Genomic DNA, 12047 nt, shown 5'->3' with positions numbered 1-12047 from the left:
AGAAGGCCCGGATGAACGATCGCTCCATTGCGCCAGCTCAGCTGTCCGGACGTGAAGAGCCAGCCATCGACGATCCTGGCAGGACGATAGTTGCCAACGGGAGAAGGCGGTGACGGCAGCACGATCGCGGCTTTCATCAGCCGTGTTTCAACCACTCCGCGGGCATCGGTGCCCTGTTCGGAAACAATTGTTGTCACCACACACCTACGGTTCGAGCTTTGTTGCGCCCGGGATCAGGGTCGATCTCGGCACCTGCCGGGACCGTCCAGCGGGTAGAAAGATGGGGCGAGGGGGCTAATTCGTGGGGAATGTCCGTTTGACACGTGAAAGCCAACATCCTATTCCATTGTTTCATAATCAAACTTCCAGGAGACGATGTTGGACAATCCGAACTCCGGGAACGAGGTCGAGAGTCCGGCCGGCCACATTCAGAGCCTCGAAAAGGGGTTGCGCATCCTCGATGAAATCATCGAGGCGCCCGCGCCGTTGAAGCTGTCGGACATCGTGCGGCGCTTCAACATGGACCGTGCCTCCGCCTTTCGCTTCCTGCAGACCCTCGAGCATCGGGGTTTCCTGAGAAAGGATGCGACGACGAAGGAGTATGATGTCGGCGGCCGCATCTACTACTGGGCGTCGCGCCTGCGTGAAAAGACGCGGCTGATCGACTCGTTCCACGACCAGCTGCAGCGGCTGGCGGGCATCACGCAGCAGACCACCCATCTCGGGCTTTTCGTCAACGACCGGGTTCTGCTCGCGGATTTCGCCTTGTCCGACTCGATCATCTCCATCCGTCATTGCATCGGGGTGCTCGAACCCCTCTACAGTTCCGCAGTGGGCAAGGCGGTGCTGGCCTTCCTGCCCCAGGAGCGGCGCGAGACGCTGATCAACAACATAGATTTCGTTCGGCTTACCGGCAGCACCATCATGAACGCGGATGCGTTGCGCATCGATTTGGCCGTCACCCGCGAGCGTGGCTATGCGATCGACGCGAACGAGACGCATGAGGGGCTGACCTGTGTCGCGCGTCCGATCTTCGGCAAGGACAAGCTTCCGGTGGCCTCGATTGGCATCACCTGCGTAACGGCGCTGGTCAGCGCCGAGCCGGGCCGTTTCGAACATCTGATCCATTCCATCCAGGCCATGGGAAACGAGATCACGACGAACTTAGCGGTCTAGAACCAGTGTCGGGCGCGCCTGCGGTCCGGCAACCGCCTTGCGGTATAGGAAGAGCGTAGCCAGCCTGTTTTGCGACGTCTGTTCCTGCTCGTTCTCCAGCCTGCGCAACGGTATGTCGAACACCGACAGGTCAAGCTGCGTGACGTCGGGGTGGTCAATCTCGAACAGATTGTCGGAAGGGTCGCGCACGAACATCTGCAACTCGCCGGACGGCAGCATCCAGAGATCGGCATAACGCGTGCCTTCCTCGAAGGCGCCCCGCGCCCGCAGCACCCCGTAGGCACCGACAAAATCGGTAACCTCGACGGCAAAATGTTGATAGGTACGCACGCCGGCCAAGGGGCCAACCTGCTGAAGGTGGAGTTGCAGGTTGCCGAGCCGCATCCAGCATACCGGAAAGCCGAAATTCGGCGCCTGGATGCGCTCGCATCCGAGAACCTCGCGATAGAACGCCTCCGACTCTTCGAGGTCGCGAGCAGGAATGCTGACGTGGTTCAGGGCAGCGGTCTGGGGTCTTTGGCTCATTGTTTGATCCTCGATGCACGGTTCGCCCGACCGGTCGGCCGAGTACGCGCAAAAGATTCCTCATTTGCCGCACAAAATCAACAAAAATTGTTTTAACTGAACATATGGGTTGGCCTGCCAGAGGCCAATTTTAGGCAGATGGCCCATTTTTTATGGGGTATAGGATTGATTTCGTCCACAATTGTTGTTTTGTAAGAAATTAGCTCCGCCGCCCAGGCTGCGGCTTTCAGTTCCATGAAGAGGGTCATCTATGAAGCGGTGTCTGATTGTTTCCGGCGGCTATGCGCCGCATCGCGCATTCGAGGCCGGCGAGCGCGTGCGGGCCATGCTGGAGGAAGACGGGTTCGAGGTGACGAACAGCGGCACGCTCGAAGCCTATGATCGAGAAGATCTTGCCAGTTATGACCTGATTGTTCCCAACTGGACGCTCGGCCAGATGAGCGCCGATACGTCGAAGCGGCTATGGGCGGCCATTTGGTCGGGCGTCGGACTTGGCGGGTTCCATGGTGGCATGGCCGACGGATTCCGCGACAACGATCGGTTCCGCTACATGGTCGGAGGCGCCTATGTGCGTGAACCGGGCGGCGTGCGGCGCTACACGGTCGAGATCGCGCGCCCCGACGATCCGATCATGACCGGCATTTCCGACTTCGAGTACTATTCAGAGCAGTACTACATGCATGTCGATCCCTCGAACGAGGTGTTGGCGACCACCCGTTTTAGCGGCGAGGACTATCCATGGATCGATGGTATCGTCATGCCTACGGTGTGGAAGAAGCCGTTTGGCAGCGGCCGGGTTTTCTTCTCGGCGCTTGGCCACGTGCCTGAAGAATTCGACAATCCGTCCATGAGCACCATCCTGCGGCGTGGCTTGAATTGGGCTACTCGCAGGAGAGTTTGATCATCGGCATATCTGCTAGGCGCTCTTCTTCGGCCCATGGAATACGGCGGACGCGAATGGAGTCGACCTGATCATCGTGCTTTCCGTGCGGGAACGCGAGGACCTCAAGCAGGAAATCATCTCTCCAATGGGCGTCTCTAGGAAGATTGACGTTGCCGTTTTCGATCATTGCGGCAACGAATAAGGTGGCAAGAACTTGCGCAAGCTGTGTTGGCAGTTTGAGAATCGGCCGATATGCCCCACAACAAAGCCGGCAAGACGAGCCGAGAATGATGATCTGACGCAATGTGCAGGTCGCAAGAGGAATAGCTGTGACGCAGAAGGGGATCACTCTCAAAGAGGTTGCTGCCGCGGCCAACGTATCGCGCGCGACGGCTGCGCGGGCGCTCAACAGTTACGGCTATGTCGGCGACGAGACGGCGCTGCGCGTGCTGGAAGCAGCGGAAAGACTGGGCTATCGGGCAAACCTCGTTGCGCAGGCGCTGCGCAGCGGACAGTTGCCGATCGTCGGGTTCGTGCCTGGCGACATCCAGAATCCATTCTTCGCCCGAATCGCCCACGACATCGAGGTCGAGCTGCGCAAGCACCGCCATAATCTCCTGATCGCCAGCAGCGAGGAGAACGTCGAGCAGGAAAAGGAATTGCTTGAGAGCCTGCGCTCGCTGAGCATCCGCGGTTTCATTCTGGCGCCGACATCGGCGACCGATAGCCAGCACATCGTGCAGCTGGCGAACGAAGGCGCACCGGTCGTGCTGATCGACCGCGTCGTCAAGGACCTGCAATGCGATAGCGTCGTCGTCGACAATGAAGGCGGCGCGCGCGAAGCGGTGGATTACCTCATCGCCAACGATCACGAACGAATCGGACTGTTGCGCGATGAGTCGCGTATCTTTACCGCCCAGGAGCGTCTGGCCGGATATCAGAATTCACTACGGTCGCATGGCATCGCGCTGGATGAATCGCTGATCAGCGTGTCGCGCTCGACCGTCGAACATGCCGTCGAAGCCACCATTCGCCTGTTCAGCCGCCGCAACCGTCCGACAGCCCTTTTCACCGTGGACAGCCTGATGACCCAAGGCGCACTTCTGGGTCTGCGCTCCATGGGCCTGTCGATCCCGCACGACGTGTCGCTGGTTGGCTTCGACGATTTCAATCTCGCTACCTTCACCGACCCGCAGATCACGGTCGTGGCGCAGCCTATCTCCGAGATCGGTCCGCTCGCCGCCAAGTTTCTGCTTGAACGGTTAGCCGGCAAGAAGATCGCCCCGCGCCATATCCGGTTCCCGACGCGTCTGATTGTGCGCGGCTCGGTTGCTCAGTTCAACAGGCGCTGACAGCCGCCGAATCCCCGCGGTTCCAATAATTTCATCGTGAGGGGGCTTGCCAAGCGCGAAATTGCATGTCCATTATCCGGATGTGAGATCGATCTCACATTGATCAGGATCGATCAAAAGCTGGTTGCACAGGCGCCTCGACGCTTGCGCCCGGACAGAGGCTCCGCCGCATCCGAGTACAAGGAAGAACTACATGCTGAACTTTGACAAAGACCGCTTCATAAGGATCCAGAGCGGGGCCGTTGCCATCGCAGGCGAGGCGCGCTCGCTCATGCGCGCACTGCTTTCGGAGGGCGTCGAGCGGCTGTTTTTCATGGGTACAGGCGGTGTGCAGCTTCTGACGCTCCCGGCGATCGATCTGGCGAAGCGCTATTCGACCTTTCCGGTGAGCGCTGAATATCCGGCTCAGGTCGTCCTCGATCCGCCGGCCGGTCTCGACAACAAGGCAGTTGTCGTCATTCCGTCGCTGTCGGGCACGACCAAGGAAGGCGTCGAGCTGATGGCTTTCCTGAAGAAGCGGGGCGTGCGCACGATCTCGCTCACCGGCCATTCGGACACACCGATCGCGCAGGAGGCCGACCACAATTTCACGAACTTCGCCGAGGACGACACCTCGTCGGAATCATTCTATCTGCAGACGCTGCTGATCGTCCTGGCGCTGTTGGCCGAGCGCGGCGAATATGACGGTTTCGACGCGGCTGTCGCCCAACTCCAGCTGCTGCCCGGTCTGCTCGCCGATGCGAAAGCCGCCTTCGAGGACAAGGCCGCCGAACTGGCCGCGACCATCAAGGACGAAACCTATCACATTTTCACCGGTGCCGGATCGGTCTGGCCGGAGGCCAACTACTACGGCATGTGCATCCTGGAAGAGATGCAGTGGATCCGCACCCGCCCCGTGCACGCCGCGGACTTCTTCCACGGCACGCTTGAACTGGTCGAGCCAGGCGTCAGCGTCATCGTGTTCAAGGGCGAGGATGCGCTCCGCCCGCTGGCGGACCGGGTCGAGAGCTTCGCCAGGCGCTACACGGACCGCGTGCGCACACTGGATGCGGCCTCGGTCAAGTTGCCGGGTATCTCGGCTCAGGTGCGCAGCATGATCTCGCCGGTCCTGCTCGCCACTTTGCTCGAGCGGCTGAGCGCGCATCTCGAGGTTCTCCGCAACCACCCGCTGACGACCCGTCGCTATTACAAACGCGTTGAATACTGATCCACTCTCACCTCTGAAGGAGCTGCTTATGAAACGTTCGCTGCAAGTCGTGGCGGTCACAGTGGCCGCGGTATCATCATTGGGGCTATCGATGGGCGGCAGTTCCGCTGCTTCGCCGGCTGTCACGGCCGACCCCAACGCCAAGGTGGAATACAGCGGCACGCTGTCGATCCTGACCAAGTTCGGACTGCAGCAGCTGTCGCCCTATTTCGTCAATCTGGCGCAGGACTATGAAAAGCTCCATCCGGGCGTGAAGGTGGAGCTTATCCAGGAGAGCGACGACAGCGTGAAGGGCAAGACGAAGACGCTGGTCGCTTCGAACTCGCTTCCCGATGTCTATTTCTCATGGACGGGCAGCTGGGGCGCGAACTTCGTGCGCGGCAACCGCGCCGTCGATCTGAGCAAGGTGATCGGCCCTGATACCGACTGGGGCAAGACGCTCTCTCCAGCAGCCGTCAAGGCGTTCGAGTACAATGGCAAGCTCTACGGCATACCTTTGTATCAGGATGCCAAATTCATGGGCTATAACAAGCAGATCTTCGCCAAGCTCGGCCTGAAGGCGCCGGCCACTTTCGAGGAACTGCTGACAAGCTGCGACGCCATTCGCAAATCCGGCGCAACACCGATCTCGCTGGGCAACAAGGAAGCGTGGCCGGCAATCCATTTTGCGGGTCAGCTGCTCGCCTACAACGTGCCGCAGGCGGCGCTGGAACGCGATTTCGATCCGGCCACGGCTGAATATACCGATCCGGGCTATGTCGCGGCGCTCAAGCAATTCAGCCAGCTTGTCGTGCGCTGCACCGACGGCGCCGGCGTCAACGGCACGTCCTATGCCTCGGCTCTCCAGGCCTTCACCAACGCGCAGTCGGCCATGTACTATCAGGAGATCATCGAGTTCGATCAGGCCGCCACGCCGGATTCGGCAGTGAAGCCCGCCGATTTCGGATTCTTCAAACTGCCCGTGCCCGATGGCGCCAAGGGTGACCCCAAGTCGATCGAGGGTGCGCCAGAGGGCTACATGATCAATGCGGCGTCGAAAAACATCCCGCTGGCGATCGACTTCATGAAGTTCGTGACCTCGAAGGAAAATGCGCAGGTCCTGTCCGCGCCGCCCTATGGCCAGCCGAGCGCCACCATCGGCGGCGCCTCGGAATCGAACATGAGCGTGGCGGTGGTTGATGGTCTCAAGGAGATCAATGCGGCCTCGTTCCTGATGCCTTGGCTCGACACGGCCAATCCGCCGCGCGTTGCCGCCGTCTGGCTGTCCGGCCTGCAGGCGCTGGCGGGTGGTTCGATGACGCCGGAACAGGTGATGGACGAGGTGCGCAAGACCGCCTCGGCAGCCAAATAACGCGCACAATGGCAAGGGCATCGGACACAATCAGAGGTGGCGCCGTGGTCCACGGCGCCGCCAGGCCGCAAAGGCAGAAAAGCTTGCGAGCCCGCTTCGGCAACCTGTTGTCGTTCCGATGGGCTGCCATCGCACTGATCCTCATCGGCTGGTTCGTCTACTATCCGATCGTCGACAACTTCGTCGTCAGCACCACCGACCAGGACATCTATACCGGCGAGGTCACCAATGTCGGCCTCGCCAATTACGACCGGCTTCTGCATGACCCGATCGTGCTGGTCGCGCTGTGGAACAACTGCCTTTACGCCATCATCTCTGTCGTCTTCCAGGTCTTCGGTGCGTTCCTGCTGGCGGCCCTCATCGAGGATCTGAGGAGCGAACGCTGGCGCCGCTTTTGGCGCGCCGTCTACTTCGTGCCTTCCGCCATTTCGATCACGGTGACCGGTCTGCTGTTCTATTTCATCTACCAGCCGCAGATCGGCTTGCTGGACGCCGCGCTGAGCCGGCTAGGCCTCGGCCAGCTCGTGCAGCCTTGGCTCGGCAACGAGCACACTGCCATCTACGCCATCATTGCCATGAGCCAGTGGCAGGGCTTCGGCTACTCGACGCTGCTGTTCGCTATCGCCATCCAGAAAATCCCCCGCGACCTCTACGACGCGGCCACGATGGACGGAGCCGGTGCGTTTCGCCGCCTGTGGAGCATCACCTTTCCGCTGACCCGGGAAATGACGGGTCTAATGATCATCGTCACCATCACCGGCGCGTTCCAGGTTTTCAACGAGGTCATGGTCATGACCGCGGGCGGCCCCAACAACAGCAGCCAGGTCCTGGGCACATGGCTTTATCAGAAGGCCTTCATCGAGGACAATTTCGGCTACGGTGCCGCGATTGCCGCCGTTATCTTCGTCCTGACCATGCTCACCGGCGCGGCACAGCTCTGGTACACCAAGCGTCGCCGGGTGCAGCTATGAGCGCTACGGTTGCAGTCGGGCGAGCCAGGCACGTGAATGTGTGGTCCGTCATCGCGAGGACGTTCCTTTATTCGTTCCTCATCTGCCTCGGCGTCGTCGTCATCTATCCGCTGATCTGGATGGCGCTCAGCGGCTTCAAGGACAATGCGCAGATCTTCGGCGATCCCTTCGCCCTGCCTGTCCATTGGGCGTGGAACAACTATGTGCAGGCCTGGAACCAGGGCGTTCGTGGCTATGTGACCGTCTCTGTCCTGGTGACCGTCGCCTCGGCCATATGCACCGTGCTCATCAGCGCCTGGACGGCCTTCGGCTTGACCCGAACCAAGATGCCGGCAAAACCCCTGGTCGTAGCCATCGTGCTGGGCGGGTTGATGCTGAGCCCCACCGTGGCAATCATTCCGCTGGTGAAGATGCTGCAGGCGCTCGGCCTCTACAACACCTACTGGGCGCTGATCATTCTCTACACCGCGTTTCGGGTGCCGTTCACCACCTTCCTGATCCGTGCCTACATGCTGGATCTGCCTGGAGATCTCGACGAGGCGGCGACGATGGACGGCGCCAGCGAGGGTCAGATCTTCTGGCGCATCACCCTGCCGCTGTGTCGGCCGATCATCATCTCGTGCGTCATCCTGCACGTTTTGTTCGCTTGGAACGAATATCTGTTCGCCATGATCTTCACGAGCGGCAGTGACGTGCAGACGCTGCCGGTCGGCCTCACCTCTATCATGGCGACGCATGGAACCAACTATGCCGTGGTGTTCGCGGCTATGACGATTTCGGCACTGCCCATCGTGATCGTGTTCTTTGCCGCGCAGCGCTATTTCATTCGTGGCCTGTCCGAAGGCATCGGTAAGTAGCAATCCCTCGAAAGGAACCTTCATGCCGCAGCTTGTCTTTCACCAGCTGATCGGAGCCGACCTTTGCTCCCTGACTGTCCGGGTATCGGCATGACCCAGCCAAAACTCGTCGCCGTCGGCGACAATTGCCTGGACGCCTACCTCACCAACGGCCTGCTCACCGTCGGCGGCAACGCCCTGAATGTTGCCGCGCAATGGCGACGCAATGGCTGGTCGGCGCGTTATTTCGGCGCCGTCGGCGAGGATCCCGAAGGCGACGTGGTGCTTGCCGAACTGGCAGGCATCGGCCTGTCGCCGGACGATGTCGAGCGGCGCGCCGGAGACACGGCCGTCACCTTGCTCCGCGACGAATCAGGGGACCGGAAGTTCCTGCACGAATCGTTCGGGGTGGGTGAGAACTACATGCCGACGCAGGAGCATTATGCGGTCATCGCTGCAGCCGACTGGGTGCATCTCGGCACCAATGCCAACGAGGATCTCGTCCGCCGCCTGGTCGCGGATCATGTGCCGTTCAGCATCGACGTCTCGACGGCACATCTGGCGCTGCCGCTCGACGGCGTGCCGATGCTGTTCGCCTCCGGGCCCGACGATGTCGATGTGCCGGTCGAGCCGCTGCTGGCAGCGCTCAGGGCTGCCGGCGCAAGGCAGGTCGTCCTGACCTGCGGCCGGCGCGGTTCCTACTTCGATGATGGCACGAGCGTCGTGCATGCGCCGGCCACGCTGGTCAACGTGGTCGACACATGCGGTGCCGGTGACAGCTTCATCGCGACCTTCCTGACCGCGTTCCGCTTCGAAGGCCGGGGGGCGGCCGAAGCGCTGCACATGGCTTCCGTGGCGGCGGCGCAAACCTGTACCCATCTCGGCGGGTTTCCCCAGCAGCCGCGTCCCATACCGGAATGGCTGCCGGCCAAATATGCCAGCTTCATCATCGACGCCCAGGGAGCCTGACCGTGACGACACTTCGTTTGCGACAGCCGGCGATAGCACTTCCGTCCAACCGGTCGTTCTGGCTGCAGGACATCGGCGCCGGCGCGGTGACCGAGCCATTACAGGGCAATGCGCGCGCCGACGTGCTGATCGTCGGCGGCGGCTATACCGGTTTGTGGACGGCGCTGCGTATCCGTGAGCTTGCTCCGGAAACGCAGGTTACCGTGCTGGAGGCCGACCTCTGCGGTTCGGGAGCCTCGGGCCGCAATGGCGGCCAGGTCCATTCATGGTTCGCCGAACTTGACCAGATTAGCGCCGTCGTCGGCCTCGAAGAGGCGCGCCAACTCTGCGCCGACACAGTGGCGTCGATCGCGGAATTGAAGGCGCTGGAACGAGACGGCACGATCGACATGGATCTGCGGCTCGACGGATGGCTGTGGACCGCGAGCTCGATTGCCCAGGAAGGTGCATGGGAGCGCGCTGTTGCCATGACGGCGGCGGTAGGCGAGAACCGTTTCAGACCGCTGACGGCCGAGGACATCAAGCAGCGCACCGGCTCGTCGGCATCCTATGCCGGCGTCGTGGAGACCAATGCCGGCACGGTCCATCCAGCCAAGCTGGCGATCGGATTGCGTAACCTGGCATTGGCACGCGGCATTGTCATCCATGAACGCAGCCCCGTCCTCGACATCGAACCGGGCAGGACGTGCACCGTGCGCACGGCGCGAGGCACAGTGCAGGCCGAGAAGGTCGTGCTCGCATCGAATGCTTGGCTCTCGGCGTTGCCGGAACTGCGCCGTCATCTCTATGTCGTCGGTAGCGAGGTGATCGCTACTGCTGCCGTGCCCGAACTGCTCGACAGCATTGGCTGGCGCGATGGCGCCGCGATCTGCGATTCACAGGCGCAGGTCCTCTACTACCAGCGCACCACCACGGGCAGGGTGGTCTTCGGTCGCGGCAGCGGCAACGTGGCCTTCAGCGGAAATTGCGGCGCCAGCTTTAACCGCAGCCCGGAGCACGGTCGCGACAATGTGCGGGAACTGCACCGGGTCTATCCGGCACTGCGTGGCGTGCCGGTCGAGTATGACTGGGCCGGTCCGATCGACTGCGTGCCCGAACACGTTCCCGTCTTCGATCACCTGCGCGGTCATCCCAACATCTTCTACGGCATGGGGTTCAACGGAACCGGCATCGCTCAGGCGCCGATTGGCGGACGGATCCTGGCCAGCCTTGTTCTGGAGCGAAAGGATCGCTGGAGCGCCAGCGGCCTGGTTGGCATCGAGCGGCGCATGTCGCTGCCGCCCGAGCCGTTCCGCTATCTCGGCGCCAAGCTTGTCCGCAGTGCGGTGCGCCGCAAGAACGAGGCCGAGATCCGCAACCGCAAACCGGACCGGATCACCAACCTGCTGGCCGGGCTGAAGCCGGGCCACCGCAAGAAATAGGCATTATGCCGAGCACCTTGCCCATCGTCACGCAATCGAAGAGAGCACAATGGCCGATCTGACCCTCAGGCAAATCAGGAAGTCCTACGGCAGTGTCGATATCCTTCATGGCATCGACCTCGACATAAAGTCGGGCGAGTTTATCGTCTTCGTCGGCCCTTCGGGTTGCGGCAAGTCGACATTGCTGCGCTCGATCGCCGGGCTCGAGGAAATCACCTCCGGGGACCTTTGCATCGACGACGAGGTGGTCAACGACGTGCCGCCGTCGAAGCGGGGCATCGCCATGGTGTTCCAGTCCTATGCGCTCTATCCGCATATGACCGTTTACGAGAACATGGCCTTCGGCATGCGGATCGCCAAGGTGAGCAAGGCCGAGATCGACAAGCGGGTGCGGCAGGCAGCGGAAATCCTGCAGCTGACCAAATATCTCGACCGCCTGCCCAAGGCGATGTCGGGCGGCCAGCGCCAGCGTGTCGCCATCGGCCGCGCCATCGTGCGCAATCCGAAAGTGTTCCTGTTCGACGAGCCGCTGTCGAACCTTGACGCGGCGCTGCGCGTCGCCACCCGCATCGAGATCGCCAAGCTCAAGGAATCGATGCCCAACACAACGATGATCTACGTCACCCACGACCAGGTCGAGGCGATGACACTGGCCGACCGTATCGTGGTGCTCAAGGACGGCCATATCGAACAGGTCGGCACGCCGATGGACCTCTACAAGAAGCCCGGCAACCTGTTTGTCGCCCAGTTCATCGGCTCGCCGGCCATGAACATCGTGCCGGCCAGGATCGAGACCGCGGGCGAGGTGACAGCGATCAGCCATATTGGCGCGAACAAGGTGACCGTACCCCTGGCGACGCCAGCGTCCGCCAACGGGACTGAGATCAGTCTCGGCGTGCGGCCGGAGGATCTGTTCATCGCCGCCGGCGCGGACTATCTGTTCGAAGGAACGGTGGACTATGTCGAGCAGCTCGGCGAGGTGCAGCTGGTCTATGTCGATATCGGCCAGGCCGACCTGCCGCTGGTCACCAAGCTACCTGGCAATGTAGAGGTCAAGCGCAGTGCGACGGTGCGTTTGAACGCCAACCCAGGCGATCTTCATATCTTCGGCACAGATGGATGTTCAGTCCTCCAGCCGCAATCCGCGCATGGACAAACGGGACCTCGCCTGTAGCCAGAGACAGGACGGCGAATTGCACGCGGCGCTGACCGCCACAGGTGGTTCGGCCTCGCGCGGCCGGGCTGCGGGCGCGCCTGTCCTGTGACGGCGGCCCATCGGCGCATGTTGAAGGCGATCGCCGCCATCGTCACTTGGGCGCAAGCCTTGGCCAGTCCGACATAGCGGATCGTGGTCAG

The 12047-nt window shown here is 61.6% G+C and carries 12 protein-coding genes; 10 read left to right on the top strand and 2 right to left on the bottom strand.

Going from position 1 to position 12047, the window contains the following annotated elements:
• Window positions 1-378: 378 nt before the first annotated feature.
• Window positions 379-1176, top strand: coding sequence for an IclR family transcriptional regulator (locus OOJ09_RS21575; RefSeq protein WP_269907132.1), 798 nt, complete (start codon window positions 379-381; stop codon window positions 1174-1176).
• On the opposite strand, the gene OOJ09_RS21570 is transcribed toward OOJ09_RS21575, so the two are convergent.
• A complete protein-coding gene (locus OOJ09_RS21570) occupies window positions 1165-1701 on the bottom strand; it encodes a VOC family protein (RefSeq protein WP_269907131.1) in 537 nt (178 codons plus the stop codon). The genes OOJ09_RS21575 and OOJ09_RS21570 overlap by 12 nt on opposite strands.
• 250 nt (window positions 1702-1951) lie before the next feature.
• Here OOJ09_RS21570 and OOJ09_RS21565 point away from each other — a divergent pair, with 250 nt between their 5' ends.
• A complete protein-coding gene (locus tag OOJ09_RS21565; RefSeq protein WP_269907130.1) occupies window positions 1952-2602 on the top strand; it encodes a ThuA domain-containing protein in 651 nt (216 codons plus the stop codon).
• On the opposite strand, the gene OOJ09_RS21560 is transcribed toward OOJ09_RS21565, so the two are convergent.
• Window positions 2583-2888: a hypothetical protein gene (locus tag OOJ09_RS21560; protein WP_269907129.1), complete on the bottom strand. Its 306-nt coding sequence runs from the start codon at window positions 2886-2888 to the stop codon at window positions 2583-2585. The genes OOJ09_RS21565 and OOJ09_RS21560 overlap by 20 nt on opposite strands.
• Window positions 2889-2913: 25 nt before the next feature.
• On the opposite strand from OOJ09_RS21560, the gene OOJ09_RS21555 reads away from it, so the two are divergent.
• From OOJ09_RS21555 to OOJ09_RS21520, 8 genes are all read left to right on the top strand, one after another.
• Window positions 2914-3936, top strand: a complete 1023-nt coding sequence (locus tag OOJ09_RS21555) for a LacI family DNA-binding transcriptional regulator (protein ID WP_269907128.1) — start codon at window positions 2914-2916, stop codon at window positions 3934-3936.
• 193 nt (window positions 3937-4129) lie between these two features.
• A complete protein-coding gene (locus tag OOJ09_RS21550) occupies window positions 4130-5143 on the top strand; it encodes an SIS domain-containing protein (protein WP_269907127.1) in 1014 nt (337 codons plus the stop codon).
• 28 nt (window positions 5144-5171) lie between these two features.
• Window positions 5172-6494 carry an ABC transporter substrate-binding protein gene (locus OOJ09_RS21545; protein WP_269907126.1) on the top strand — a complete coding sequence of 441 codons (1323 nt, stop codon included), beginning with the start codon at window positions 5172-5174 and terminating at the stop codon, window positions 6492-6494.
• 83 nt (window positions 6495-6577) lie between these two features.
• Entirely contained in the window at window positions 6578-7465 is an 888-nt protein-coding gene (locus OOJ09_RS21540; RefSeq protein ID WP_269907125.1) for a carbohydrate ABC transporter permease, read from the top strand.
• Between the two features lie 32 nt (window positions 7466-7497).
• Window positions 7498-8322, top strand: coding sequence for a carbohydrate ABC transporter permease (locus OOJ09_RS21535; protein WP_269907124.1), 825 nt, complete (start codon window positions 7498-7500; stop codon window positions 8320-8322).
• A gap of 90 nt (window positions 8323-8412) precedes the next feature.
• Complete coding sequence (locus OOJ09_RS21530; RefSeq protein WP_269907123.1) at window positions 8413-9270, top strand: PfkB family carbohydrate kinase; 858 nt, start codon at window positions 8413-8415, stop codon at window positions 9268-9270.
• A 2-nt stretch (window positions 9271-9272) separates the two neighbouring features.
• Window positions 9273-10691, top strand: a complete 1419-nt coding sequence (locus tag OOJ09_RS21525) for an NAD(P)/FAD-dependent oxidoreductase (RefSeq protein WP_269907122.1) — start codon at window positions 9273-9275, stop codon at window positions 10689-10691.
• Window positions 10692-10740: 49 nt separating this feature from the next.
• Entirely contained in the window at window positions 10741-11865 is a 1125-nt protein-coding gene (locus tag OOJ09_RS21520; protein ID WP_269907121.1) for an ABC transporter ATP-binding protein, read from the top strand.
• Window positions 11866-12047: the final 182 nt, after the last annotated feature.

It is taken from the genome of Mesorhizobium qingshengii, assembly GCF_027563465.1.
Lineage (GTDB): Bacteria > Pseudomonadota > Alphaproteobacteria > Rhizobiales > Rhizobiaceae > Mesorhizobium > Mesorhizobium qingshengii_A.
The sequence above is the reverse complement of the archived record's forward strand: the minus strand, read 5'-3'. Positions and strand labels throughout refer to the sequence as shown.